This is a genomic window from Micromonospora sp. WMMD710, assembly GCF_029626045.1.
Lineage (GTDB): Bacteria > Actinomycetota > Actinomycetes > Mycobacteriales > Micromonosporaceae > Micromonospora.
Window position 1 is genome coordinate 1,205,857 of sequence record NZ_JARUBD010000001.1, and the last position, 24,660, is coordinate 1,230,516.

General features: G+C 70.0%; 25 protein-coding genes. 15 read left to right on the top strand and 10 right to left on the bottom strand.

Annotation, left to right across the window (positions count from 1 at the left end; genetic code table 11):
- Nucleotides 1–8: 8 nt before the first annotated feature.
- Nucleotides 9–1,622: a cyclic nucleotide-binding domain-containing thioredoxin-disulfide reductase gene (locus O7620_RS05460; protein ID WP_278122123.1), complete on the bottom strand. Its 1,614-nt coding sequence runs from the start codon at nt 1,620–1,622 to the stop codon at nt 9–11.
- A 221-nt stretch (nt 1,623–1,843) separates the two neighbouring features.
- Here O7620_RS05460 and O7620_RS05465 point away from each other — a divergent pair, with 221 nt between their 5' ends.
- From O7620_RS05465 to O7620_RS05475, 3 genes are all read left to right on the top strand, one after another.
- Complete coding sequence (locus tag O7620_RS05465) at nt 1,844–3,445, top strand: Na+/H+ antiporter (RefSeq protein WP_278122124.1); 1,602 nt, start codon at nt 1,844–1,846, stop codon at nt 3,443–3,445.
- Nucleotides 3,446–3,816: 371 nt separating this feature from the next.
- Nucleotides 3,817–6,816: a glycoside hydrolase family 95 protein gene (locus O7620_RS05470; protein WP_278122125.1), complete on the top strand. Its 3,000-nt coding sequence runs from the start codon at nt 3,817–3,819 to the stop codon at nt 6,814–6,816.
- Nucleotides 6,817–7,128: 312 nt separating this feature from the next.
- Complete coding sequence (locus tag O7620_RS05475; RefSeq protein WP_278122126.1) at nt 7,129–8,832, top strand: cellulose binding domain-containing protein; 1,704 nt, start codon at nt 7,129–7,131, stop codon at nt 8,830–8,832.
- A gap of 78 nt (nt 8,833–8,910) precedes the next feature.
- Here O7620_RS05475 and O7620_RS05480 read toward each other — a convergent pair whose 3' ends face one another.
- Complete coding sequence (locus tag O7620_RS05480) at nt 8,911–9,216, bottom strand: transcriptional regulator (protein ID WP_278122127.1); 306 nt, start codon at nt 9,214–9,216, stop codon at nt 8,911–8,913.
- A 283-nt stretch (nt 9,217–9,499) separates the two neighbouring features.
- On the opposite strand from O7620_RS05480, the gene O7620_RS05485 reads away from it, so the two are divergent.
- The 3 genes from O7620_RS05485 to O7620_RS05495 all read left to right on the top strand — a co-directional run bounded on the left by O7620_RS05485 (nt 9,500) and on the right by O7620_RS05495 (nt 11,498).
- Nucleotides 9,500–9,892, top strand: a complete 393-nt coding sequence (locus O7620_RS05485) for a hypothetical protein (RefSeq protein ID WP_151492314.1) — start codon at nt 9,500–9,502, stop codon at nt 9,890–9,892.
- 125 nt (nt 9,893–10,017) lie between these two features.
- On the top strand, nt 10,018–10,479 hold the full coding sequence (locus tag O7620_RS05490) for a cupin domain-containing protein (protein ID WP_151492313.1): 462 nt from the start codon (nt 10,018–10,020) through the stop codon (nt 10,477–10,479).
- 125 nt (nt 10,480–10,604) lie between these two features.
- Entirely contained in the window at nt 10,605–11,498 is an 894-nt protein-coding gene (locus O7620_RS05495) for an SGNH/GDSL hydrolase family protein (RefSeq protein WP_278122128.1), read from the top strand.
- Between the two features lie 60 nt (nt 11,499–11,558).
- Here O7620_RS05495 and O7620_RS05500 read toward each other — a convergent pair whose 3' ends face one another.
- Together O7620_RS05500 and sodN are read right to left on the bottom strand one after the other, a co-directional pair.
- Nucleotides 11,559–12,869, bottom strand: coding sequence for a radical SAM protein (locus tag O7620_RS05500; protein WP_151492311.1), 1,311 nt, complete (start codon nt 12,867–12,869; stop codon nt 11,559–11,561).
- A gap of 60 nt (nt 12,870–12,929) precedes the next feature.
- Nucleotides 12,930–13,334 (bottom strand): superoxide dismutase, Ni, encoded by a 405-nt coding sequence (gene sodN, locus O7620_RS05505; RefSeq protein WP_151492310.1) that lies wholly within the window; start codon nt 13,332–13,334, stop codon nt 12,930–12,932.
- 157 nt (nt 13,335–13,491) lie between these two features.
- Here sodN and O7620_RS05510 point away from each other — a divergent pair, with 157 nt between their 5' ends.
- The 4 genes from O7620_RS05510 to O7620_RS05525 all read left to right on the top strand — a co-directional run bounded on the left by O7620_RS05510 (nt 13,492) and on the right by O7620_RS05525 (nt 15,505).
- Nucleotides 13,492–14,166, top strand: a complete 675-nt coding sequence (locus O7620_RS05510; protein WP_278122129.1) for a hypothetical protein — start codon at nt 13,492–13,494, stop codon at nt 14,164–14,166.
- A gap of 12 nt (nt 14,167–14,178) precedes the next feature.
- Nucleotides 14,179–14,385, top strand: a complete 207-nt coding sequence (locus O7620_RS05515) for a hypothetical protein (protein ID WP_278122130.1) — start codon at nt 14,179–14,181, stop codon at nt 14,383–14,385.
- Nucleotides 14,376–14,747, top strand: coding sequence for a hypothetical protein (locus O7620_RS05520; protein WP_278122131.1), 372 nt, complete (start codon nt 14,376–14,378; stop codon nt 14,745–14,747). Before O7620_RS05515 ends, O7620_RS05520 begins: the two co-directional genes overlap by 10 nt.
- Before the next feature lie 143 nt (nt 14,748–14,890).
- Nucleotides 14,891–15,505 carry a dihydrofolate reductase family protein gene (locus O7620_RS05525; RefSeq protein WP_151492308.1) on the top strand — a complete coding sequence of 205 codons (615 nt, stop codon included), beginning with the start codon at nt 14,891–14,893 and terminating at the stop codon, nt 15,503–15,505.
- Nucleotides 15,506–15,591: 86 nt separating this feature from the next.
- On the opposite strand, the gene O7620_RS05530 is transcribed toward O7620_RS05525, so the two are convergent.
- On the bottom strand, nt 15,592–15,918 hold the full coding sequence (locus O7620_RS05530) for a hypothetical protein (RefSeq protein WP_278122132.1): 327 nt from the start codon (nt 15,916–15,918) through the stop codon (nt 15,592–15,594).
- A 266-nt stretch (nt 15,919–16,184) separates the two neighbouring features.
- Between O7620_RS05530 and O7620_RS05535 the strand changes: the two genes are divergently transcribed.
- A complete protein-coding gene (locus tag O7620_RS05535; protein ID WP_278122133.1) occupies nt 16,185–16,508 on the top strand; it encodes a BBE domain-containing protein in 324 nt (107 codons plus the stop codon).
- Nucleotides 16,509–16,557: 49 nt separating this feature from the next.
- Here O7620_RS05535 and O7620_RS05540 read toward each other — a convergent pair whose 3' ends face one another.
- On the bottom strand, nt 16,558–17,862 hold the full coding sequence (locus O7620_RS05540; RefSeq protein ID WP_278122134.1) for a PHB depolymerase family esterase: 1,305 nt from the start codon (nt 17,860–17,862) through the stop codon (nt 16,558–16,560).
- A 262-nt stretch (nt 17,863–18,124) separates the two neighbouring features.
- On the opposite strand from O7620_RS05540, the gene O7620_RS05545 reads away from it, so the two are divergent.
- Both O7620_RS05545 and O7620_RS05550 read left to right on the top strand, forming a co-directional pair.
- Nucleotides 18,125–19,111 (top strand): PaaX family transcriptional regulator C-terminal domain-containing protein, encoded by a 987-nt coding sequence (locus tag O7620_RS05545; RefSeq protein WP_278122135.1) that lies wholly within the window; start codon nt 18,125–18,127, stop codon nt 19,109–19,111.
- An 81-nt stretch (nt 19,112–19,192) separates the two neighbouring features.
- On the top strand, nt 19,193–20,011 hold the full coding sequence (locus O7620_RS05550; RefSeq protein ID WP_278122136.1) for an SAM-dependent methyltransferase: 819 nt from the start codon (nt 19,193–19,195) through the stop codon (nt 20,009–20,011).
- Between the two features lie 27 nt (nt 20,012–20,038).
- Here the strand turns inward: O7620_RS05550 and O7620_RS05555 are convergent, their stop codons facing one another.
- The 3 genes from O7620_RS05555 to O7620_RS05565 are packed head-to-tail and all read right to left on the bottom strand — an operon-like array spanning nt 20,039 to nt 22,849.
- Nucleotides 20,039–20,749 (bottom strand): NAD(P)-binding domain-containing protein, encoded by a 711-nt coding sequence (locus O7620_RS05555; RefSeq protein ID WP_278122137.1) that lies wholly within the window; start codon nt 20,747–20,749, stop codon nt 20,039–20,041.
- Between the two features lie 26 nt (nt 20,750–20,775).
- Complete coding sequence (locus O7620_RS05560; RefSeq protein WP_278122138.1) at nt 20,776–21,807, bottom strand: LLM class flavin-dependent oxidoreductase; 1,032 nt, start codon at nt 21,805–21,807, stop codon at nt 20,776–20,778.
- Complete coding sequence (locus O7620_RS05565; RefSeq protein ID WP_278122139.1) at nt 21,800–22,849, bottom strand: LLM class flavin-dependent oxidoreductase; 1,050 nt, start codon at nt 22,847–22,849, stop codon at nt 21,800–21,802. The genes O7620_RS05560 and O7620_RS05565 overlap by 8 nt, the downstream gene beginning before the upstream one ends.
- A 111-nt stretch (nt 22,850–22,960) precedes the next feature.
- Between O7620_RS05565 and O7620_RS05570 the strand changes: the two genes are divergently transcribed.
- Nucleotides 22,961–23,452, top strand: coding sequence for a MarR family winged helix-turn-helix transcriptional regulator (locus O7620_RS05570; RefSeq protein WP_151489725.1), 492 nt, complete (start codon nt 22,961–22,963; stop codon nt 23,450–23,452).
- 120 nt (nt 23,453–23,572) lie between these two features.
- Nucleotides 23,573–24,190, top strand: a complete 618-nt coding sequence (locus tag O7620_RS05575) for a VOC family protein (protein WP_278122140.1) — start codon at nt 23,573–23,575, stop codon at nt 24,188–24,190.
- A gap of 21 nt (nt 24,191–24,211) precedes the next feature.
- On the opposite strand, the gene O7620_RS05580 is transcribed toward O7620_RS05575, so the two are convergent.
- Nucleotides 24,212–24,538 carry an L-rhamnose mutarotase gene (locus O7620_RS05580; RefSeq protein ID WP_151489723.1) on the bottom strand — a complete coding sequence of 109 codons (327 nt, stop codon included), beginning with the start codon at nt 24,536–24,538 and terminating at the stop codon, nt 24,212–24,214.
- Between the last annotated feature and the right edge of the window lie 122 nt (nt 24,539–24,660).

A 24,660-nucleotide genomic window follows, 5' to 3' on the forward strand; every position in this document is an offset into this window, starting at 1 on the left:
TACCGAGCTCAGCTGGCCCGGGCGGTGTGGACCGCGGAGACCGCACCCGCGCCCTCACCGACCGCGGTGGCGACGCGCTTGGTGGAGCCCGCGCGGATGTCGCCGACCGCGAAGACGCGGGGAGCGCTGGTCTGGAACGGCAGTGGCGCCTCGCGCGTACCGGGCGGCAGCCGGCTGTCGGTGAGGACGAAACCGTTCTCGTCCAGGGCGATGCCCGTCAACCAGCCGGACTCCGGGTCCGCGCCGATGAAGCAGAACAGCCCGCGGCAGTCCAGTTTCGTCGACGTGCCCTCGTCGTCGACGACGATCGCCGCGAGGGTGTCGTCCCCGTGCAGCTCACGCAATGTGCTGCGGGTGTGGACCTGGATCCGCGGGTGGGCCTGGATCCGGTCGGTCAGGTACGCCGACATCTTCGCCCCGAGGTCGCCGGAGCGCACCACCAGATGCACCGTGCAGCCGCGTGCGGCCAGGGAGAGCGCCGCCTGCCCCGCCGAGTTGGCGCCGCCCACGACCGCCACCGGCTGTGACTCGTACCCACGCAGGTCCAGTTCGGTCGCGGCGTACCGGATACAGCCGCTCTGCTCGAACTCCGCCCAGCGCGCGATGTCGAGCCGCCGGTAACGCGCGCCGGTGGCGGCGATGACCGCGGACGCCTCGATCCGGGTGCCGTCCTCCAGCTCCACGACGGGCCGTTCGTCGTCGGACACGTCGAGGCCGACCACCGCGCAGGGCGCGTAGATCTGGACGCCGAACTTCAGCGCCTGGATCATCGCCAGCCGGGCCAGCTGCTCGCCGCTGATCCCCTGGGGGAACCCGAGGTAGTTCTCGATCCGCGCGCTCTTGGCCGCCTGGCCGCCGAGGCCGGTGCCGTCCAGCAGCACGGTGACGAGCCCCTCGGAGGCGCCGTAGACCGCCGCGGCGAGGCCGGCCGGTCCGGCGCCGACCACGACCAGGTCTGGGTTGTCGGCCGAGGCGACAAAGGTCAGGCCGAGCGCCTCCGCGACCGTTCCGGGGGTGGCACGACGCAGCACCCGGCCGTCGGTGACCGCGACGGGCAGGTCGTCCGCGTCGACCCCGACCGCCCGCATGAGGGCCCGGCCGGACAGCGAGGCCGCGTCGAGCCAGGCGTGCGGCAGGAGCATCTGGGTCGCGTACGTTCGCAGCCTCAGCGAATCCGCGGCGTCCGGCCGGCCGACGATCTCCAGGGCGTTGCCGGCCGCCCCGCGCATGAGTTCGCGTCGGGCTCGGAAGGTCTCAATCAGGACATCGGCGATGTCGACCTGCTCGGCGAGCACGCGGCGCAGCACCGGGGCGGTGATCCGGACGACCGTGCCGGCCTCGACGACGCGGGCCGTGAGGAAGACCTGCTGCCCGGTGAGGAGGCTCAGTTCGCCGAGGAACTCACCCGGTACCCGCCGGTAGATCAGGCGCTCGGGGTCGAGCGCCGTCGCCTTGCGGACGACCTCCGCGGTCGCGGTACGGAGCAGGAAGAAGTCGTAGGAGCTGTCGCCCGCCGCGTACAGGTCCTGCCCCTGATGGACGTCCTCCTCGGTGCCGTAGCCCGCGAGGCGGTCGAACTGCTCCTCGTCGAGGGCGGGGCCGTCGACGTCTCCGGTGCTCATGCGCGAACGGTAGGGCCACTCACTTGACCACCAGTGGATTCGCGTGGGCGACGTCGCGCCGGAGTGCGGGCTCACCTCGCCGAGCAGCGAGTACAGAGATCGCCATGTGGCTGTCCAGTGAGCCTCGCCATCGTTGTCGAGCCGGAGAGGCCACGCTCGGTGCGACGGGCACTGCCGTGCGGTGTAACCTTTCTGCCCGCTCCGAGGGACAGAGGAATCCGGTGTCCAGTATCGCCTTGGTTGTCGCGGTGGGTGTCGCCATCCTGGTGGGGACGGGCGCGGCCCGTCGTCTCCGGATCGCCCCACCGGTGCTGCTCCTGCTCGCCGGTGTCCTGCTCGGGTTCGCGCCCGCGCTGCGCGGGGTGCACCTGCCACCCGAGGCGGTCCTCCTGGTGTTCCTCCCGGTGTTGCTCTACTGGGAGGCGTTCACCTCGTCGTTGCGGGAGATCCGGAGAAATCTCCGGGTCATCGTGCTGCTGAGCACCTTCCTCGTGGTCGCGACCGCCGCCGGCGTGGCGGCGGCGGCGCACGCACTGGGGCTCGACTGGGGGCCGGCGTGGGTGCTGGGCGCCGCGGTGGCTCCGACCGATGCCACGGCGGTCGGGGTCCTGGGCCGGATGCTGCCCCGTCGTATCGCGACCATGTTGCGGGCGGAGAGCCTGGTCAACGACGGTACGGCGCTGGTGATCTACACGCTCGCGGTCGGGATCACGCTCGGCGAGGAACATCTGAGCGCGGGTCGGGTCGCCGGGCTGTTCGCGCTGTCGTACCTGGGCGGTGTCGCGGCCGGTCTGGCGGTCACGTTCCTCGTCCTGCAGATCCGCCGCCGGCTGACCGATCCGTTCCAGCACAACCTCCTCGCGTTGATGACGCCGCTGACCGCCTATCTGATCGCCGAGGCAGCCGAGGTGTCCGGCGTCCTCGCGGCCGTGGTCAGCGGACTCTGGGTGGGCCGGGTCTCGCCGCGCCTGTTCCCCGGCAACGCCCGCCGGTACGTCCAGACCGTGATGGGCTTCGTGACCACGCTGGCCAACACGGCGCTGTTCGTGCTGGTGGGGCTGGAAGCCCAGTCGGCCGTACGTGGGTTGGACAACACCGAGCTGGCCCACGGGATGCTGGTCGCGGTCGTGGTCTGCGCGGTCATCGTGGCGGTGCGGTTCGGCTGGCTGTTCACCAGTCCGTACCTGATCCGGGCGATCGACCGCCGCCCACAGCAGCGTGAACGACGGCTGAGCGGCCGCCCACGGGCGCTCATGTCGGCGGCCGGGTTCCGCGGTGCGGTGTCGATGGCGGCGGCGCTGGCCGTACCCCATGCTCTGCCGTCCGGGGCGGAGTTCCCGGACCGGGACCTGATCGTCTTCGTCACGGCCGTCGTGATCGCGGCGACCCTGTTGCTCCAGGCGCCGCTCATGCCTCGGGTGACGCGGTGGGCCGGGCTGAGCGCCGACGGCGAGGCGGAGCAGGAACGCCGGCGGGCCGAGATCACCTCGATGGACCACGCGCTCAAGTCCCTGCCGGAGATGGCCGCGGGCCTGGGCACGAGCGACGATGTGAAGAAGCAGTTGCGGACGGAGTACGACCGCCGCCTGCGCGTGCTGCGCGACGGCGACGCCGACTCCGGTCCCGACGAGGCCGCGGCCGACTACGAGCAGCAGTACGCCAACCTTCACCTGGCGGTCATCGACCACCGCCACGACACTGTCGTCCGGATGCGTGACCAGGGTGAGATCGACGACGAGGTGCTCCGGCGCGTCCAGGACGGCCTCGACCTCGAGCAGGTCCACATGATCCAGCGACGCGACAACGACACCCGCGCGAGCTAGGCCGTCGACCCGGGTGTGGTCACCGCAGCCCGCGGATGTGACCGGCTCACCGCGCCCTTCGGCGGCGACATCCGATGTATGCGCAGGTGGCTGCGGCTCTGATTGACGTCCACTCTGGCGCGATCCTTGCCGAACCGCCCGGCGGGCTGCGCGCCGCGACCTGGATCTCCTGGTCAGGGCCTCCGGCGGCGGCGCAGGTCTCGGTAAATCGGCCATTGCCTATCCAGCAGCGTCGATGTAACCTTCCCGAAACACATCAGACGTCTGACTGCCTGATGGTCGCTCATAGCTACCGGGGGACGTCGTGGTTGGCAGGCCCGCACACGTGTCGCGCTTCGGGGTGGTCGGATCGGCCACCGTTTGGAGGATCGATGTCCGACCTGACCCGACGGCAGGCTCTGAAGATGGGCGCGGCCGGCGCGGGCGGCGCCCTGCTGCCGCTGCCGTCCAGCGCGGTGGCCCGAGGTGACTCGACGGCACCTCCGCAGGTGTTGGCCGCCGGCGACCTGGCGCTCTGGTACGACGAGTCGGCCGGCACCGACTGGCTCCGCGCGCTACCGATCGGCAACGGCCGGCTCGGGGCCATGGTGTTCGGCAACGTCGACACGGAGCGACTACAGCTCAATGAGGACACCGTCTGGGCCGGCGGACCGCACGAGCCGAGCAACACCAGAGGTGCGGGCGCCCTGGCGGAAATCCGGCGGTTGGTCTTCGCGAACCAGTGGACCCAGGCTCAGGACCTCATCAACCAGACCATGCTCGGCAACCCGGTGGGGCAGCTGGCCTACCAGACCGTCGGCAACCTCCGGTTGACCTTCCCCACGTCGGGTGCCGCCTCGCAGTACAGCCGGCAGCTGGACCTGACCACCGCGACCACCTCGGTGACGTACGTGATGAATGGTGTCCGATACCAGCGCGAGGTGTTCGCGAGCGCGCCGGATCAGGTCATCGCGATGCGGCTGACCGCCGACCGGACGGGCTCGATCACGTTCACCGCCACCTTCGACAGCCCGCAGCGGACATCGGTCGCGAGTCCGGACGGGAGCACGATCTCGCTGGACGGTGTCTCCGGCAACCAGGAGGGTGTCAACGGTTCGGTCCGCTTCCTCGCGTTGGCCAACGCCACCATCAGCGGCGGCACCGTGTCCAGCTCCGGCGGCACCCTGCGGGTCACCAACGCCACCAGCGTGACCCTGCTGGTCTCCATCGGCTCCAGCTACGTCAACTACCGCACCGTCGGCGGCGACTACCAGGGCATCGCGCGACAGCGCCTCACGGCCGCCCGGGCCAGCAGCTACGACCAGATGCGCAGCCGACACGTGACCGACTACCAGGCGCTGTTCGGTCGGGTCGGCCTCGATCTGGGCCGCACCTCCGCCGCCGACCAGCCGACCGACGTCCGGATCGCCCAGCACAACAGCGTCAACGACCCACAGTTCTCGGCGCTGCTGTTCCAGTTCGGCCGGTACCTGCTGATCTCGTCGTCACGGCCCGGCACCCAGCCGGCCAACCTCCAGGGCATCTGGAACGACTCGTTGACCCCGTCGTGGGACTCGAAGTACACGATCAACGCCAACCTGCCGATGAACTACTGGCTGGCCAACACGACGAACCTGTCGGAGTGTCACACCCCGGTCTTCGACATGGTCAGGGACCTAGCGGTCAGCGGCGTCCGCACCGCCCAGGTGCAGTACGGCGCGGCGGGTGGCTGGGTCACCCACCACAACACCGACGCGTGGCGGGCCACCTCCGTGGTGGACGGCGCGTTCTGGGGCATGTGGCAGACCGGCGGCGCCTGGCTGAGCACCCTGATCTGGGACCACTACCTGTTCACCGGCGACATCGAGTTCCTGCGGGCCAACTACCCGGCGATGAAGGGTGCGGCGCAGTTCTTCCTCAACACGCTGGTGACCGAGCCGACCCTCGGCTACCTGGTGACCAACCCGTCGAACTCGCCGGAGCTCGGTCACCACGCGAACGCCAGCGTGTGCGCCGGCCCCACCATGGACAACCAGATCCTGCGGGACCTGTTCGACGGGTGTGCGCGGGCGAGTGAGATCCTCGATGTGGACGCCACCTTCCGTGCTCAGGTGCGGGCCACCCGGGACCGGCTCCCGCCGATGAAGATCGGCTCGCGCGGCAACATCCAGGAGTGGCTCTACGACTGGGTGGAGACCGAGCAGTACCACCGGCACATCTCGCATTTGTACGGGCTCGCCCCCAGCAACCAGATCACCAAGCGCGGCACCCCGCAGCTGTTCGAGGCCGCGCGCCGGACGCTGCAACTGCGGGGTGACGATGGTACGGGCTGGTCGCTGGCCTGGAAAATCAACTTCTGGGCGCGGATGGAGGAGGGCAACCGGGCCCACGACCTGATCCGCTACCTCGCCACACCCGCGCGGCTCGCGCCCAACATGTTCGACCTGCACCCGCCGTTCCAGATCGACGGCAACTTCGGCGCCACCGCCGGCGTCGCGGAGATGCTGCTGCAGAGCCACGCCGGTGAACTGCACATCCTGCCCGCACTGCCGACGGCCTGGCCGAGTGGGCGGGTGACCGGACTGCGCGGCCGGGGTGGGCACACGGTCAGCGTCACCTGGAGCAGTGGGCAGGCCACCGAGGTGCTCCTCCGCCCGGACCGCGCCGGCACCGTCCGCCTGCGGGGTCGGCTCTTCACCGGCGCCTACACCGTCGTCGACACCGCGGACGGCACGTCGGCCCGGACCACCCGCATCGAGAGCGACCTCGTCGAGGTGACCGTGCTGGCCGGGCGTACCTATCGGGCCACCAGCTCGGGCACCACCACACCGACGCTGGAGCAGAGCTTCACCAACGCGGGCATCTCCAACGACACCAACACCGGCGTCGGGAACTTCGACGGCAACGGGGCCAGTCTCTCCGCGCAGGCCCTGGCGCAGGCCGGGGTCACCCCGGGCAGCACGGTGAGCCGCAACGGGGTCACCTTCCGCTGGCCCAACGTCAGCCCCGGCGTCGCCGACAACGCCATCGCCTCGGGGCAGTCCATCGGCGTGACCGGGACGGGGCGGACGCTCGGCATCCTCGCGACCGGCACCTACGGCGCCGTGTCGGGAACCGCGACGGTGGTGTACGCCGACGGCACCCGCCAGACCTTCACGCTGAGCACGCCCGACTGGTACGGGGGACCACACGCCGGCGGCACCGCGGCCATCGTGACCGCCTACCAGAACCGGCCGGGCAACCAGCGTCAGGCCACCGCCGCCTGCATCTACTACGTCGGGGTGACGTTGCAGAACAAGGCGGTGGTCCGGGTCGAGCTGCCGAACATCAGCGCACGGCCGGCGTCCGGCGTGCCGACCATGCACATCTTCGCGATCGCGATCGGCGCCTGACAGCGGTGATCGCGATCGCCGCCCGCAGGCTCTCGGCGTGAACGCCGAGAGCCTGCGGCGACGCTCTCGAAACAGCGACGCCACGTCTTGACGAGCGGCGTATTCATCCACAAGAGTCTATGGAGCGGAGGTTGGCGCACCGTGGGAGCCCGGTGTGCCGCTCGGGCAACTCGGAATACCGCTACAGGTGTGTCAGGGCCGTGCCTGTGAGCGCTAACTGCGGCGTCGCTCGGCAGCGGGTCGGTCACGTCCTCCCGCGCGGTTTCGGGCGTACGCCGGTTCGCGTCACCCCGAACCCAGGAGAGTGCTCCCATGAAGAAACCCAGAGTGGCCAAGGCCGCGATGGTGTCGGCCGGCGCCGTCCTGCTGGCCTCCACCGCGGTCGCGGCCGCGGTGCCGGCAGGTGCCGCGGCCGCCGGCTGTTCGGTGGACTACAGCGTGTCGTCGCAGTGGCAGGGTGGCTTCGGCGCCAACGTCACCGTCACCAATCTCGGCGAGCCGGTCAGCAGTTGGGCGTTGACCTGGTCCTATGACGCCGGACAGGCCGTCACGCAGGCGTGGAACGCGACGGTGACCCAGAGCGGTGCCGCGGTCACGGCCAGGAACGTCGGTTACAACGGGGCCATCACGACCAACGGCACGGCCTCGTTCGGCTTCAACGGCTCGTGGACCGGCAGCAACCCCGCGCCGACCAGCTTCGCGCTCAACGGCGTGACCTGCACCGGCGGCACGGCACCCACCACGCCGCCCCCGACCACCCCACCGCCGACCACCCCGCCCCCGAACGGGCCGGCGGACATCACGGTGAACAGCGCGACCAGGTACCAGACGGTTGATGGGTTCGGAGCCGCGCAGTCGATCTGGGGTTCGGCGTGGTCGACGTCGGACACGCAGACGCTGGTCGGTATGGGTGCCAACCAGTTGGGGCTGTCGATCGTGCGGACCGGTCTGTCGCCGGTGTCCAGCGAGTGGGCGACGCATGTGAACTCGTTGCAGACGGCGAAGTCGTACGGGTCGAATGTGAAGATCCTCGCCTCGCCGTGGACCGCGCCGGCGGCGTGGAAGACGAACAACAGCCGGGTCAACGGTGGGAAGCTGAAGACCGACTACTACGACGACTACGCGAACCACCTGAACAGCTACGTGCAGTACATGCGCGGTCAGGGTGTGACCATCGACGTCACCTCGGTGCAGAACGAGCCGGACTGGCACCCGGACTACGACTCGATGGACTGGAGCGGCACCGAGCTGCGCACCTTCGTCCGCGACCAGGGTGCGAGGGTGCAGAACACCAAGCTGATGGTCGCCGAGGCGGTGAACCTGAACTACACCTTCACCGACCCGGCCCTGAACGACGCGACCGCCCGCAACAACATCGGCTACATCGGCGGGCACCTGTACGGCACGGAGGCGGCGGGCCGGCTGAAGTCGTACCCCCTGGCCGATCAGTACAACAAGCCGGTGTGGATGACCGAGTGGAACCTGCACGCCGCCGACGGTGGAGGCTCGAACATATGGGGCAACCCCGCCAACGCGGCGGTCTGGAACGAGACGCTCGACGACATCATGCGTACGGTGCACAGGTCGATGGAGTCGAACTGGACCGCCTACATCTGGTGGTACGGCAAGCGCTACTACTCCTTCATCGGTGACGGTGAGGCGGCGTACGGCACCACCGCGGGCGCTCCACTCAAGCGCGGGTACGCCTTCTCGCAGTACGCCAAGTACGTCCGCCCCGGCTACCAGCGGGTCGCCCTGACGAAGAGTTCCAAGGCGTCGCCGCTGGAGGTGACCGCCTACCAGGGCGACGGGAAGATCACCCTGGTGATCCTCAACCGGTCGACCAGCGCGGTCAACAACGCCGTGATCCAGGCACCGCAGAACGTCAGCCGGGCGGAGTACTACCTCACCTCGCGGAACGCCAACGCGGCCAGCCAGCCGACCAGCGTGAACGGGGGGCAGGCCACCATCAATGTCGGCGCACGCAGCATCTCCACGCTCGTGTTCACCCTCTGAGGAGTCTCGCTGGGCTCGTGTCATCCCGGTCGGGCGTGTGGGTGTGATCGATCGTCGACACCCGCCCGCCCGCCCGGCTCAGTCGGGCGGGGCCGCCGCGCGGTTGGCGATGTCCTGCAGGGCCGCGATGTGGGCGCTCAGAGCGGCCCGCCCGGCGGCGGAGAGGTTGATCCAGGTCCGTGGGCGCTTGCCCACGTAGCCCTTGCGGACATCCACGTAGCCGCCGTCGCCCAGCGCCGAGATCCGCTTGGACAGGGCCGAGTCGCTGAGTTCCACGGCATCACGGACGAAGGCGAACTCGGCCCATTCCGTTCCCGCCAGCAACGCCACGATGGCCAGGCGGGTGGGATCGAGCAGGGCCGGATCAAGCTTCGGGTCGATCACCGTGGGGCCTCGCCGGTGAGCATCCGGCACCGGTCGACGGCCTGCCGGGCCGGTCGTACCCCTTCGGGTGTGGGCGTGGTGGTCATCGCACACCTCCGTGGGGTGGGGAAGCGCTCGCTGGTACGAGAAGCTAGCATGCTGCTTTCCGTGGGAGCAAGTACTTCCAGGTGCGTCAAACGCGCCTCCTGGTCAACTGATAATCCACTGGCGGTCACGTCGGGGAGATCAGACTGCGTGGTACGTGGAGGGGGCGCTTCCCCGACGGTGAGCAGAGAGGTCGTGGATGCGGTCAACCCAGAGGCTGCCCGCCTTCGCCGCGGCGCTGGTGGCGCTCAACCTCCTCGTGGGCATGCTGGCCATGATCCCGCTGGTGCTGCTCGTGTCCCTGCTCGCCTACGCGGCCAGCGGGCCGTACGGGCCGACCACCAACCACACGTACGCGACGGTCTTCGGTCGCCCCGCGCCGCTGCAGCTCGATACCGACGAGGCCGGCCTCGTGGCGATCTTCCTGATGTTCGTCGCCCTCCTGCTCGGCGGCGCGTTCCTGGGCGGTAATCACGCGCTCGGTCGGCTCAGGCCCGGCGGGGTTCCCGCGGTCGCCGGGTGGGTGGCGGCGCTGGCCGTCACGCTTCTGCCCTGGGCGCTCGGTATGTCCTGGTGGTGGTCCAGCCGGTAAGACGCCAGCAACTTCACGGTCATTGGAAATCGTGTGGCGCGGCGTTGGTTTGCCCCGTTCGTCAACCAATCGAGCGGGGGCAGAGCCTGACAGGCCATGCGGACTGGGGTCGGGACGGGTGGGCCGTGCAGCCCGGTGCGGGCGAGCTGATCGAGCTCGGCGGCCCGCATCGGCCGGAGATTCTCGTCCACGGTGGCGAGGTGGGCGGCGCGCTCGGCGCCTTCGTGTTCCATCACGACGTCATCGTCGAGAACCCTCCCCACGCGCACCACGACTTCATGAAGATCGCCTATGTCCTGGAGGGGCGGTACGACTTCCGCGTGGGCGACGCCGAGTTCTCCGGCGGCCCGGGGACCATCGTCGTCGTACCCCGTGGTTCGTACCACACGTTCGTCACCCCGACCGGTGGCCGGCTGCTGTTCGTCAGCGCGCCGGCCGGCAACGAGCAGCTCTTCGAGGAGTTGGGCAGCCTCGGCCCGAACCCCACGCAGGAAGCGCTCGCCGAGGTCGACAAGCGCTTCGGTACGACGAGGCTCCCGGGTGACGAGGGTGGTCCCTGGCGTCAGCTGCGCGACGGTGGGCAGTAGCGGCGGCATCTCCGCATCCCACACTCCGGATCAGCATTTAGTGAGGCTCATCGATATTGACGCCCGCCCTCGGCGGCGACAGGATCTCGGCACCACCACCACCGTGATCCCGTCTGGGAGGCGTCATGACCCGTCCCCGCCTGCCGCTCCTGCGGGCAGCAACCCGATTGGCCGCACTCGCCATGGCCACCGTCGGCGTGCTGCTCACCGTCGCCACACCCGCCAGCGCCGCGGTGCCCACCGGCCGCTACGTCGCCCTGGGTGACTCGTACACCGCAGGTCCGCTGATTCCCACGCAGGTCGACCTGAACTGCCTACGGTCCAACCGCAACTACCCGTCCGTGGTGGCCGCGTCCGCCGGCTCGTCGTCGTTCGCCGACGTCAGCTGCTCCGGGGCCACCACGGACGACATTCTCTACGGCGGCAGCGGCCAGTTGGGCATCACGGTGCCGCCGCAGCTCAACGCGGTCACGTCGACCACCGCGCTGGTGACGGTGCAGATCGGTGGCAACGACATCGGCTTCTCCAGCATCATCAGCGACTGCGCCCAGGCCAGCCTCAACAGCCCGCTCGGGTCGCCGTGCAAGGACCGGTACACCGCCGGAGGTGTCGACCAGTTGCAGGCCCGGATCGCCGCCACCGTGCCGAAGGTGACCACCGTGCTGCAGTCGGTCCGCCAGGCCGCGCCGGGCGCGCGGGTCGTGGTGCTCGGGTACCCGGCGATCGTGCCGGACACCGGCTACGGCTGCTGGCCCGTCGTCCCGATCGCCTACCAGGACGTGCCGTACCTGCGGGGTGTCGAGAAGTCGCTCAACGCGATGCTGGCCAGCACCGCGGCCGCGAACGGTGCCACCTACGCCGACGTCTACACCCCGTCGATCGGCCGCGACGCGTGCAAGAGCAGCGGCACCCGGTGGGTCGAGGGACTGGTGCCGCAGAACTCGGCCGCCCCGTTCCACCCCAACGCCCGCGGTGAGCAGGGCATGGCCACCGCCCTGCTCGCCCGGCTCAACAGCTGACCGGACCGCAGTGGCGGCACCGGCCCGCATCCGCAGGGGTGCGGGCCGGTTCGGCCTCGCTCAGGACGGCGTGGACGGCAGCGTGTCCATGAAGGAGCTGACCGAGAAGACGGCACGACCCGGCCCGGCCGGGCCGTATCCGGGCGGGCTGGACAGCCCGTGGGCGTCCATGGTCGCCCGGTAGACCTCCAGCAGTCGGACGTGGTACTCGAGCGGCGCGCCCTCGGGGTTGGCCCGGCCGAGCGGCGTGGTGGGCTCCGGGCACCACGTGGTGAACCGCGGGGTGATGCCGCGTGACATGAAGTAGTCGAGCCCTTCGGCGGTGGAGTCGATCGCCTCGTCCACGCTCGTGAAGCCATGCGGGGCGGCCATCTCGACGCCGGCCACGAAGTTCGGGATCACGTTGCGTGGGCCGAACACCTCGGCGGAGTCGAGGATGCGGCGGTGCCACTCCTCCCGGCCGACGTAGCGCTCCTTGCCCGGGCAGTACACCTCGAACAGCCGCTTGTCCCACACCTCGTAGTTGGGGTGATAGATCCGGATCCCGTAGTCGTGGAACCGTTGGACGTCGGCTCGGGGGAGTGCCTGGGCGACGACCTTGCCGATCCACCGCCCCGGGAACCGCTCCTCGATCGCCTGAGCGTACTGGCCGTAGAAGTCCGCCTCGGCCAGCCCGCCGACGTGCGAGGTGATGCTGCCACCGGTGAGGGTGTACGCCTGCGAGGCCCGATCGGTGTCGTACCGGTCGATGATCTCCAGAGCTTCCAGCACCTCGTCGACCGGCTTGACCCCGGTGTAGGGGCGCCCGGCCTGCTTGTGCTGCCGCCAGTTGTGGTTGATGTCGCAGTACTGGCACTCCTCCTTCGCGCCGAAGTACTGGCAGACCCGGAACGCGGTCAGGTAGATGAGGTAGCCCCACTGGATGGTCGGCGCGACCTCCATCACCGACTTCCCGTTGGCCAGCGTGTGCCGGTAGTACGCCGGCATCGGGGGTAGCCCGACATCGGCGATCGGCCGTTCGTCCAGGAACAGGCGCAGCCGCCCGTCGCTGTCGGACCGCACACGGTACGGCGAGCCGGGGTTGGTGCGGACGGAGACGACGGTTCGGCGCAGCTCGTACGGGCCTCCGGTGAGCACGATCTCCTCCGGCGGCCGGCGCAGCGCGGCCGTCCCCAGCTCCGGGAGCGTCCGGTGATCGAAGGAGAAGATGAAGTAGGACTTCGGCTTGACGTCGCCGTGCTCGTTGTCGGTCAACGCCGTGTCGTCGAAGGCGAGCCCGCCGCGCAGCAGGTCCTCCTTGATGACCGCCTCGCGCGGCACCTGCGGGAATCGACTCAGCAGGTCTTCGACCAGCTCGGTGCGCGACGTCATGCGGTCCTCCCGTACGGATGGGCTGAACCGGGTGGCGGTCCGCCACCCGGTGTCGACAGCTCAGCTCTGCTTGGTTTCCCAGAAGATCTTCGAGATCTCCTCGATCTTCGCGAGCAGCTGCTCCGCGACGGCCGGGTCGGCGGCCCCCTTCGCGCCCCCGGCGCCGGCCAGCTTGGTGGCCTCGTTGAAGAGACCGTGCAGCTGCGGATACCTCTCGAAGTGCGGCGCCTTGAAGTAGTCGGTCCACAGGACCCAGAGGTGGTGCTTGACCAGCTCGGCGCGCTGCTCCTTGATGATCAGCGCGCGGGTCCGGAACTCCGGGTCGTCATTGGCCTGGTACTTCTCGGAGATCGCTTTGATCGACTCGGCCTCGATCCGGGCCTGCGCCGGGTCGTAGACGCCGCAGGGGAGGTCGCAGTGGGCGCTCACGACGGTGCGGGGGCGGAAAAGGCGTGGCAGGTGCATCAGATTCCTCCCGACGGCAGACAACCTCTTGGACCTCTCGAGCACGGTGATCCGCAGTGGAGGTTAAAACCTCAATCACACTTCATGTCAACCCCCGGCGGTCGCACGGCTCGTGGTCCGGCCCGGGCTGTCGGAGGTACGTGTGAGGATCGTCGCCGTGAGTGGATGGATCTACAACGATCGCCCGGAGGGCGTCCGGTTCCTCACCGACCGCATCGCGGAGCCGGGGCGCACGCAGATCGAGGGCGAGATCTGGGACTGGGTCGTGCGCGGCGAGGCCGACGCCGACGAGTTCGTCGACGTCTTCGACGTTGACGAGGAGCGTCACGGCGCCACCGACGAGGAGCTCGGTTCGGCGTACGAACGGGCCTTGGCCGTCCGGCGGGAGCAGCAGCGGGAGTGGGGAGCGGTGCGGAGCAACCTCACCCGCGCCTTCGCCGAGCTGACCGAGGTCGGCGTGTTGGCCAGGGAGAACTTCAGCTGTTGCGGCACCTGCGCGGCGGCCGAGATCCACGACGAGCGCGACGACTCCCGACACTGGCTCGGCTATGTGTGGTATCACCAGCAGGACACCGAGTCGCTGCTCGCGAGCGAGGACGGCGAGGTCTACCTCGGCTACGGCGTCTACCCGCCGGCGGACTTCGACGAGTCCGCCTACAACGCTCTGTCCGAGGCCGAACAGCAGGCCCGTTACCAGGCCGACCTGGAACAGGTGTTGGATGAGATCGCCTTTCCGGTGCTTCGTCGGCACGGCATGCGGGTCGAGTGGAATCGCAAGCAGTCCCGGCGCATCCGGGTCACCGGCGCTCAGTGGTACGCGCCGTTGGTCTGACAACCCCGCCGTGTGCCGCTACCGGATGAGCCGACCGTCCGGGTGCCGTGCCGTGAGCCCGACCGCACCGACCCGAACGGCCACTACCCGCGCACCAGGAACCAGACCCTCTACGCCACCACCCGCGACTTCGTCACGTTCACGCCACCGCAGGTGATGAGCAACCGGCCCGGTCACGGGACGCTCGACGCCGTCACGCCGAGGCGCCGATGGTGGTGAAGGCCAACCCCGGTGACGTACGCGGCGAGGGCTACTACCTCTACGCCGACCAGAAGTGGCTCGGCCCGCCGTCCGGGGGCCGCCTGGAGGAGCAGCTGCACCCGTACTGGGGTGACGACCTCGCCTCGGGCCGATGGACGCCGATCGACTGGGCGCAGAAGCCCGATGACGAGGGGGCCCTCGGCGTCATGCGCCACGGGACCATCTTCGCGCTGACCCAGGCGGAGCACGCTGCCCTGCGCGGTGCCGACCTGTCCTCGATCGCGGTGCGGACAGTCACGGCGGGTACTCGCTGGCCGGGTACGACCCGGGCAGGCCGGGGCGGCAGACCGTCGCGGTCTCCTACACGGTGGCCGGCGTGACGCGGAGCGCCACGTTCCCGGTAGACGTCGTGGAGGTGTCGGCGATGCAGGGTCACGCGGCGAGGCGTCGGTAACTGTCCGACGGTTTTGCGATGCTGTGGCGGTTCACGTGACGACATCACCTGCTTCGAAGGGGCACCACGATGGCAAAGGTCATCTCCACGCTGTTCATCTCGGCCGACGGCGTGGCCGAGATCGATCCCGGTTGGCACTTCCCGTACTTCGACGACAACATGGGACGGGCCGTCGGTGAGGACTACGACACCGCCGACGTCCTGCTCATCGGTCGCGAGACCTACGACAGCTTCGCCGGAGCCTGGCCCGAGCGAGAGGCCGCCGGCGGGGACGACGCGTCGTTCGCCAAGCAACTCGGGGACGTACGCAAGATCGTCGTCTCGCGCCAGCCGCTGACGTTCTCCTGGCGCAACTCGGAACTGCTCTCCGGTGATCTCCTCGATGCCGTCGCCGAACTCAGGGCCGACGCCGGCAGCAAGGGCGTCCTGATCCCCGGGTCGATCTCGGTGGTGCAGCAGCTCCTCGCCGCGGGGCTGGTCGACGAGCTGCGCCTGCTGGTGCACCCGGTGGCGGCGCGCAAGGGCCGCCGGCTGTTCGACGAGGGCGAGACGCCGTACCACCTGAAGGTGACGGCGACGGAGGTGTTCCCGACGGGCGTGCTCCGCGTGATCTACGCGCCGACCGAGGCGCCCGGAGCGGTCGGGTACGACGAGGTCAAGGACCAGGTACCGGCAGGTAGCTAGCGGTTCGGGGCGACCGACGCCTCGTACCGCGAGGTGTTGGTCGACCGACCGCCCTACCCAAGCTGCCCGACCGACGGGTGGGACCCCTACAACGCCGGGTTCCTCGATACCTGGCACGCAGGTGCGGCCTGACCATCGACCACATCGTCGCCGCCGAGATCGTCACGGCGGACGGCCGCCTGCTCCGCGTCGACGACGAGCAGCATCCCGACCTGTTCTGGGCCATCCGTGGCGCCGGCGGCAACGTCGGCGTCGTCACGGCCCTGGAGTTGGAGGCGTACGAGGTCGACAACGTGGTCTACGCCCAGCTCGTCGCGGACGCGACCGACACCGCCGACCTGCTGCGCCGTTGGGGTCAGCTCGTCGAGGACGCGCCACGGGACCTGACGAGTTTCTCTCCCTCTTTCCCGCACGCCGCGGCAATCCGCCGACGGCCCAGGTCACCCTCGTCTACGCGGGTGACGACATCGAGGCGGCGCAGTCGGCCCTCAGTCCGTTCCTGGGGATCGGTCCGATCCTCGATCAGCAGGCACCGGTCGCGCCGTATCCGGCGATCGTCGCGCCGCCCGGCAACCGGCACCGGGGTCAGGGTTTGCGGGACACCCGCGGTGGCCTCTTGCACCACATCACACCGCAGGCGGCGGACCGTATGGCGGACATGATCGATTCCGGTGATGTGATGATCATGCAGGTGCGCTCGGTGGGCGCAGCGGTCAACGGCGTCGCCCGTGACGCGACCGCCTACCCGCACCGGAAGCAGAACTTCTCGGTGCTCGCGGCCACGGTCCCGGAGCGCAGGCCCCAGCTCGACAACCTGTGGGCCAAGCTGTACGCGCACCTCGACGGCCGGTACCTCAGCTTCGAGTCCGACACGGACCCGGATCGGCTGCTGGATGCCTGGCCCGAGCCCACGCTCAGCCGGCTGCGCGCCGTGAAGGCCACGTACGACCCGGACAACGTCTTCAACCGCAACTTCCCCATCCCGCCGGCTGGTCGGGACTGACGACCCGGTCCGGCCCCGCCGCACGGCGGGGCCGGACCGGTCGCCGTTGTCAGGCGATCGTGCAGGCCGCGCCGTTGAGGGTGAACGAAGCCGGTCGCGCGGTGTTGCCGGTGTGCGTGGCCTGGAAGCCGACGCTCACCGAACCGTTTGGCGCGATGGCGCCGTTGTAGCCGACGTTCCTGGCCGTCACCTGCCCGGAGGTGGGGGAGTAGGTGGCGTTCCAGCCCGAGGTGATGGTCTGCCCGGCCGGCAGGGTGAAGACCAGGGACCAGCCGTTGACGGCATCGGTGCCGCTGTTCGTGACGGTGATGTTCTCGGTCAGCCCGGTGTTCCAGGCGTTGAGGTCGACGGTCACCCGGCAGGCCCCGGGAGCCGGCGGTGGGGTGGTGGGCGGCGGTGTGGTGGGCGGCGGTGTGGTGGGGTTGGTCAGTCCGAAGAACTGGATGGCGGACGCGGCCATGCCGCCGGACGGCAGGCTGTGCCCGGCGCCCTGGATGCTGTACGCCTCAACCTGGACGGTGCCGCTCGTGTCGGCGTACCTGCGCCGGTTCCAGTTGGCCTGCGGCGTGTCGGTGGAGGTGGGTGTCTGGCTGAGCCCGAACACGTTGGTCCACTGCTCGATCGCCTCCTGCAACAGCGAGTACGGCACGAGCGTGTCGTTGGTGCCGTGCCACAACTGCACCCGTGGGCGGGGGCCGGAGTAGCCGGGGTACGCCTGGCGGACCGCGTCGCCCCATTGCTGGTGGGTGCGGTTCATGGCGCCGCCGGTGCACTGGCTGTTCGTGGGTGGGTAGTCGGCCGCGTTGGCGAAGCAGTTGTAGGGGACCCCCATGAACGCGGCGCCGGCCTTGAACACGTCGGGATACAGGGCCAGCATGTGGTTGGTCATCATGCCGCCGGACGAGCTGCCGGTGGCGTAGACCCGGTCGGGGTCGGCGCCGTACTGCTGCTGCGCGTACCGGATCATCGACATGATCGAGACCGGGTCGCTGCCACCGCCGCGGCGCTTGGCGGCGTCCGACCAGACGTCGAAGCAGTTGCCGAACCCGGCCTGCTGGGTCGCGGTCGGGTAGATCACGATGAATCCGTACCGGTCGGCCTGGGCGGCGAACTCGCTGCCGGAGTGGAAGCCGGGGCCTGACCCGCCGCAGCCGTGCATGGCCACCACGACCGCGGGCCTGGTCGGGCGGACGTCCGGCACGTAGACGTGCATGCGCATCCGGCCCGGGTTGTCGCCGAAGCTGGTGACCTCGGCCAGCGACGCGGCGTACGCGGGCCGGAAGGTGGGAACCACCAGGCCGGCCGCCACCAGCGCCACGGCGGCGCCGAGCAACAGTTTCCTTCTGATCTTCACGGGGACGACTCCTTCGATCACCTGTGCAGGCTGTGGCTGGCTGCGCGCGTTCCGTTCGCGGGCGCTCCCGGCTGCCCGCGGTGATCGCGCATCGCCCATGACGTGTGCATGCCCTGCCCGGCTCCGTGTGGGTCGCGTGGCAGTTAGTGTTCTCCTCGGACCGATAAGTGTCAATCGACGCGGCTCGATCGATAGGGTCGGGTGTCCCACGGCGATCCGTCTACAGTCGGGCCAACGTCCCCGAGCCGAGCCCGGAGGGCCTGTGGCGAGCCCGTTCGACATCGAGGAGATCTATCCGGACGACGGGGAGCACTCGCTTCGGCTGCCCCGGCGACAGGCCGGCACCTCACCGCAGGGCGTCGCGGTGACCCTGCTGGCGGATTACACCGTGCGGACCCGTGCCGCGATCCCGTCCGCCGCCATCGTCGCGTTGCTCGCCGAGTCGGGGGTGACCACGGCCGGCGCCCGGGCCGCGATCAGCCGGCTGGCCCGTCGAGGTGTGCTGGAGGGCAGCCGGCAGGGACGGCGCAGCTCCTACCGGCTCAGTCGGGCCGCCGCCGCCGATCTCTCCGCCGGCGCACAGTGGATCCTGACCTCCACCGCCGCGACGACGCCGTGGGACGGACACTGGACGACCATCGCCTTCTCGCTGCCGCAGGACCGCGGCTCACAGCGGCGCGCCCTTCGCGGCCAGCTCCGCTGGCTCGGATACGCGCCGCTGTACGACGGACTGTGGATCTCGCCGTACGAGCTGACCCCGCCCGCCCGGGCACTGCTCGCCCAGCTGTCGGCCGGCCGCGCCACGGTGTTCCGTGGGCGCCACGTCGCACTCGACGCGACCAGCCGACGTGCTCCCATCGAAGCCTGGGACGTCGACGCGATAGAGCGGCACTACGAGGCGTTTCTGCGGCGGTGGACGCCCCTGCTGCCCCGGGTGCGAGCGGGGCAGGTCGACGGCACGGAGGCGGTGCGGGCACGCACCGAGGTCATGGACACCTTCCGGCGCTTTCCCACCCTCGATCCGCAACTGCCCCTGGAGCTCCTTCCGGCGGGATGGCTCCGGCAGCCGGCCCGGCAGCTGTTCACGGCCGTCTACGACGACCTCGCCGACCTCGCCGAGCAGCATGTCCGCGCGGTCGTCGCGCGGTACACCGACATCGGTGAGCCCGGCATCCAGGCCCACACCACCGCCGACCTCGTCGCCGGGGTACGCGGTGACGAGCCCTGCCGAGGCGGACCCGTCCGCTGACGACCACCGGCCCGCCAGGGGGCATCACCGCGGCGCGGACATGTGTACCTTGTGGAGAGAACGCGGCGATGGGAGGCCCGGGTGACGGTGCGCAGCGGGGAGCCTTCGGCGGCCGACCGGATCGACACCACCGTCGCGCATCCCGCCCGCAGGTACAACTACCTGCTGGGCGGCAAGGACAACTTCGCCGCAGACCGGCAGTCCGGCGACGCGCTCGCGGCCGCGATGCCCACCATCCGGCTCGCCGCCGTCGAAAACCGGATGTTCCTGCAGCGAGCGGTGCGTTTCCTGGCGCAGCAGGGTGTCCGCCAGTTCCTCGACATCGGTACGGGCGTCCCGACCGCCGACAACACCCACGAGGTCGCCCAGGCGATCGACCCGTCGGCGCGGGTGGTGTACGTCGACAACGACCCGATCGTCCTCGCCCACGCGCGTGCACTGTTGAACAGCACGCCCGAGGGCCGCACCGCCTACCTCGACGCCGACCTGCGGGACCCGGAGCGGATCCTCGCCCATCCGGACCTGCGCACGACGATCGACCTCGACGAGCCGGTCGCGTTGATGCTGGTGGCCATCCTGCACTTCATCCGCGACGACGAGGCCCCGAAGACCATCCTCGACCGCCTCGTCGCCGCGCTCCCGTCCGGCAGCTACGTCGTCGCCTCGCACGTGACCTGGGAGTACCTGCCGCCCGAGGTGACCGCGAAGCTGGAGGCGAACAACCGCGACGGCCGGTTCCAGGCCCGCAGCACCGACCAGTTCGCCGACCTGCTCGAGGGGTTGGACCTCGTCGAACCCGGCATCGTGTCGGTGGCGCGGTGGCGGGCCGACGACGCGCCGCAGCCGCGGCCGTCCGTGCAGGACGTGTCGTTCAACGGTGCCGTCGCCCGGGTGGTCTGACGGAGGCGGGCCTCGCCCCTCGGGGCGTCATGCGGGCGGTCCGGAGCCTCGCGCGGCGGCAATGATCCGCCCACGCTCCGATTCGGGAAACCGGTCGAGCATGCCACGCACCTCGGCGGCACTCACGTTGGCGCCGAACAGCTCGCTGCCCGGCTCGAGTCGTACACCCTCGGCGAGCGCCCCGGCGACGACCGGGTCGAAGCCGAGCGTGTCGACGAGGGCGGCCACCGCGGCGAGATCGGCGGCGTCGTCGCCGGCGATCGCGATGGCCTTGCGACCGGCGGTGCCCGCCGGTCGCGCCTCGTCCTCAAGATCGTGGTACCCCATGTGGTTGAACGCCTTGACGACCCGTGCGCCGGACAGGAACGCCTGGACGATCTCGCTCGACGAGGTACGCGGGTCGGTCAGGTCGTCGCGGATGCCGTCGACCTCCCACCAGTAGTTCATCGCGTCGACGACGAGCTTGCCGCGCAGGGCCTCGGCGGGGACCGCACGGTACTTGCCCAGCGGCAGGGCGAGGATGACGATGTCGGCGCCGGCCACGGCGTCGGCCGCGGTGGTCGCGCTCGCCCCCGGCGTGAGCACCTCGATGGTGAGCGCGATCTTCGCCGGGTCGCCGGAGCCGGCGACGAGCACCCGGTAGCCGGCGGCGAGTGCGAGCCGGGCGAGGACGGTGCCCACCTTGCCGGCCCCGAGGACGGCGAGGGTCTGTGCTCTGTCGCGGCCGTTGTCGTTCATGTCCCTGCTCCCGTCCCTCGGATGGATCAGCTGGCGAGGATGTCGCGGACCATCGGGATCACCCTGGATCCGTAGAGCTCGACGGCGCGCATCCGGGCGCTCACCGGCTGGGCTCCCGCCGTGTAGATGAGGTCGAACCGGCCGACGCCGACGCTGCGGATGGCACGGGCCATCCGGCGTGCCACCGTCTCCGGGGAGCCGATGTAGAGCGAGCCGTGTTCCACCTCGGAGTCGAACTCCTCACGACGGATCGGTGGCCAGCCGCGCAGCGCGCCGATCCGGTTCCGCATGACCCGGTAGTGCGGCCAGAACACCTCCTTCGCCTCCTCGTCGGTGTCGGCGATGAAGCCGGGCGAGTGCATCCCGACCGGGTGCGCGGTGGTGCCGAGCTGGTCGGCCGCCCGGCGATAGAGGTCGATGTAGGGTGCGAAACGCTCCGGAGCGCCGCCGATGATGGCGAGCATGAGCGGAAGGCCGTACCGGGCGGTGCGGACGACCGACTGCGGCGAGCCGCCGACGCCCACCCAGGTGGTGAGGTGTCCCGATTCCGTCTTCGGAAAGACGTCGGCGTCCTTGAGTGGGGCACGTGTGGTGCCGCTCCAGGTGACCGGCTTCTCGTCGAGCAGCTTCGCGAACAGCTCGATCCGCTCCTCGAACAGCACGTCGTAGTCCGCCAGGTCGTAGCCGAACAGGGGGAACGACTCGGTGAACGAGCCGCGACCGAGGATTACCTCGGCCCGGCCCTGCGACAGCGCGTCGACGGTGGCGAAGCGTTGGAACACCCGGACCGGGTCGTCGGAGCTCAGCACCGTCACGCCGGAGGAGAGGCGGATCCGGGAGGTGCGGGTGGCGATCCCCGCCAGCACGGTCTCCGGCGTCGACACCGAGTACTCCGGCCGGTGGTGCTCACCGAGTGCGATGACGTCGACGCCGAGTTCGTCGGCCAGTACCGCCTCGTCGACGACCTGACGGATCGCCGCGGCGTGGGAGACGGGCTTACCGGAATCGCCCTCCGGCACGTCGCCGAAGGTGTCGAGGCCGAACACGAGGTCAGACATTGGTGGGCTCCTTCGCCAACAGCTCCCGGACCCGCGGCGCGACCTCGCTGCCCAGCAGCTCGATGGTTCGCGCGCGTGCCTCGCGAGGCAGGTGCATGATGTCGTACTTGAGATCGAATCGACTCAGCCGCAGATCGCGGGCCACGGCGGCGATCTTGCGGGCGACCGTTTCCGGCGACCCGACGAACAGCGCTCCGTGGTCGATCTCGGCCTCGTAGCGTGCACGGTCGGGCTTGTAGAAGCCGCGCTCCTCGGCGAGCCGCGCCACGGTCGGCTGCCAGTACCGCCACCATGTTTCCACCGCCTCCTCGTCGCTGTCCGCGACAAGGCCGAGTGAGTGCTGCGCGATCGGCTGCACGGGCTTCCCGAACTGCTCGAGCGCCTGGTGGTAGAGGTCGACGTGGCCGGCGAACCGCTGCGGACGCCCGCCGATGATCGCGAGCATGAGCGGAAGCCCGTAGCGGGCGGCGCGGACCACAGAGTTCGGGCTCCCGCCGACGCCGATCCAGGTCGGGATGCCGCCCGGTCGCATTCGCGGGTGCAGTCGCTGCTCGACCAGGGGGCTCCGTACGGTGCCGGACCAGGTGACCGTTTCGTCCCGTTGGAGGCGGACGAAGAGGTCGAGCTTCTCCTCGAACAACCGCTCGTAGTCCGCCAGGTCGTACCCGAACAGCGGGAACGACTCGGTCGCCGACGCCCGCCCGAGAACCAGTTGAGCCCGGCCGTTGGACACCGCGTCGAGGGTGGCGAACTCGTGGTAGAGCCGCACCGGATCGTTGGTGCTGAGCACGGTGACCGAGGTGCCGAGGCGGATCCGCTCGGTTGCCGTCGCCATCGCCGCGAGCAGCACCGGGGTGGCCGAGTCGTTGTGGCCCTCCCGGTAGTGCTCGCCCAGGCTGAACGCGTCGAGGCCGACCGACTCCGCGAGCCGGGCCTCCTCGACGAGCAGTCGTACCGTCTCGGCGTCACTCAGGATCCGGTCGCCGTCGCTGGCGACCTCGCCGAACGAGTTGAGCCCCAGTTCAAAGCCTTCAGCCGTCATCGTCCCCTCCTCAGCGGTTGCCGATCGTGACGCGTGGGAAGTGATCTTCCTTGTTGACGTGTCAATGATGCTAACCTGCCGATTGACGCGTCAATTCCCCGGGAGGCTGAGATGACCAGCGCCACACCCGAGCGGCGGAGGGGGCGTCAGCTGCCGACCGCGGACGAGCTGCGGATCTGGCGCTCCTTCGTCGAGACGGTGGAAGCCCTCAACTCCCAGGTGGCGTCCCGCCTACAGGCCGACTCGTCGCTCTCGCCGGGGGACTACGCCGTCCTGCTCGCCCTCAGCGAGGCGCAGGAGCAGCGGATGCGCTCCTCCGCGCTCGCCGCGCACATCGGGTGGGAGCGCAGCCGGCTCTCCCACCACCTCGGGCGGATGGAACGGCGTGGGCTCATCCGGCGCCAGGAGTGCGCGACCGTTCCCCGCGGGGCGGAGGTGCTCCTCACCCCGACCGGCGTCGAGGCGTTCCGGCAGTCCACCTTCCCGCACCTGCGCGCCATCCGGGAGCTGTTCGTCGACGCTCTCACACCGGAGCAGCTCGGCGCGGCCGGCGAGATCGCGGCGGCGCTGCGTGAGCATCTCGGGACGCCGCGCGAGGAGTGAGCAGCCCGGGCCCGCATGGGACGAGCCACACCGGGTACGCCGCTGCGGCCCTACCGCCGACGCTCGAGCGCAGCCGGTGATCGCCGACGACGGCGCCCGCACCCAGTTCAGGAGGCCGCGATGAGTCCGAAGGCCACACGGGGCGACGCGAGTGTGCGGAGCCTCGACGTGAAGGTCGAGGTTGTCGTCATCCCGGTGGCGGACGTCGACCGGGCGAAGGGGTTCTACGAGAGCATCGGGTGGCGACTCGACCAGACTCCGCCCGGCATCGTCCAGTTCACCCCGCACGGCTCCGCCTGCTCGGTGCAGTTCGGCGCCCAGCTCACGTCGGCGACACCCGGTTCGGCCACGACGTACCTGGTGGTGTCCGACATCGAGGCGGCGCGCGACGCCCTGGTCTCCGCCGGCGTCGAGGTGAGCGGCGTCTTCCACGTCAGCCCGGACGGGCCGGTCGACGGGCCGGATCCCGAGCGCCGCAGCTACTTCTCGCGCGCCACGTTCCACGACCCGGACGGCAACACCTGGCTCGTGCAGGAGATCACGAGCAGGCTCCCCGGCCGCGTCGAGGGAGGCCGGACGTCGTACACCTCCGACAGCGACCTGGCGAGCGCGCTGCGACGCGCGGCCGAGGCCCACGGCGAGCACGAGAAGCGCACCGGTACGAGGGACGACAACTGGCCCGACTGGTACGCGACGTACATGGTGAGCGAGCAGTCGGGGGCGAAGCTGCCCGAGTGACCCGTGCCGACGCGGCGGCGGTCAGGCGTCCTTGTCGGCGAGGTGCCAGATCTCCGGCACCGGAGTCCACCCGCCGTCCGGGCTCAGCGACTCCTGGCACGGCTCGGTCAACGTCCACCATTCCTGCGTCTGCGGGTCGGCGGCGATGCGTGCCTGGTCGGCCTCGTGGTCGTCGCCCACGTACTCGTAGTAGCCGAACAGCAGGTCGTCGTGGAGAAAGATCGTGAAGTTGCGCATGTTCGCCTGCCGCAGTGTCTCCTCGACGGCGGGCCAGACCGCGGCGTGCAGCCGTAGGTAGGTTTCCCGGTGCTCCGGTCGGAGCCGGATGACCATTCCGTGTCGCCGCATCTCACGCCTCCGCGATAGTCGCACCGGTGTCGCGTGGAGCCGCGACCACGCTCGTCCCGTCCGGCCGCCGCGACCATACCGACCCGCCCCTGGGACCGCTGAATCGGGTGAAGTATATCGAT

Bases quoted from the DNA above. Each gene is read 5' to 3' on its own strand.
- O7620_RS05565 (WP_278122139.1), bottom strand. From the start codon at position 22,849: ATGACGGCTGAAGGCTTTGAACTGGGGCTCAACTCGTTCGGCGAGGTC.
- O7620_RS05520 (WP_278122131.1), top strand. From the start codon at position 14,376: ATGGTGGTGAAGGCCAACCCCGGTGACGTACGCGGCGAGGGCTACTAC.
- O7620_RS05580 (WP_151489723.1), bottom strand. From the start codon at position 24,538: ATGCGGCGACACGGAATGGTCATCCGGCTCCGACCGGAGCACCGGGAA.
- O7620_RS05485 (WP_151492314.1), top strand. From the start codon at position 9,500: ATGCGGTCAACCCAGAGGCTGCCCGCCTTCGCCGCGGCGCTGGTGGCG.
- O7620_RS05560 (WP_278122138.1), bottom strand. From the start codon at position 21,807: ATGTCTGACCTCGTGTTCGGCCTCGACACCTTCGGCGACGTGCCGGAG.
- sodN (WP_151492310.1), bottom strand. From the start codon at position 13,334: ATGCACCTGCCACGCCTTTTCCGCCCCCGCACCGTCGTGAGCGCCCAC.
- O7620_RS05575 (WP_278122140.1), top strand. From the start codon at position 23,573: ATGAGTCCGAAGGCCACACGGGGCGACGCGAGTGTGCGGAGCCTCGAC.
- O7620_RS05470 (WP_278122125.1), top strand. From the start codon at position 3,817: ATGTCCGACCTGACCCGACGGCAGGCTCTGAAGATGGGCGCGGCCGGC.
- O7620_RS05555 (WP_278122137.1), bottom strand. From the start codon at position 20,749: ATGAACGACAACGGCCGCGACAGAGCACAGACCCTCGCCGTCCTCGGG.
- O7620_RS05525 (WP_151492308.1), top strand. From the start codon at position 14,891: ATGGCAAAGGTCATCTCCACGCTGTTCATCTCGGCCGACGGCGTGGCC.
- O7620_RS05475 (WP_278122126.1), top strand. From the start codon at position 7,129: ATGAAGAAACCCAGAGTGGCCAAGGCCGCGATGGTGTCGGCCGGCGCC.
- O7620_RS05500 (WP_151492311.1), bottom strand. From the start codon at position 12,869: ATGACGTCGCGCACCGAGCTGGTCGAAGACCTGCTGAGTCGATTCCCG.
- O7620_RS05535 (WP_278122133.1), top strand. From the start codon at position 16,185: ATGATCATGCAGGTGCGCTCGGTGGGCGCAGCGGTCAACGGCGTCGCC.
- O7620_RS05570 (WP_151489725.1), top strand. From the start codon at position 22,961: ATGACCAGCGCCACACCCGAGCGGCGGAGGGGGCGTCAGCTGCCGACC.
- O7620_RS05495 (WP_278122128.1), top strand. From the start codon at position 10,605: ATGACCCGTCCCCGCCTGCCGCTCCTGCGGGCAGCAACCCGATTGGCC.
- O7620_RS05460 (WP_278122123.1), bottom strand. From the start codon at position 1,622: ATGAGCACCGGAGACGTCGACGGCCCCGCCCTCGACGAGGAGCAGTTC.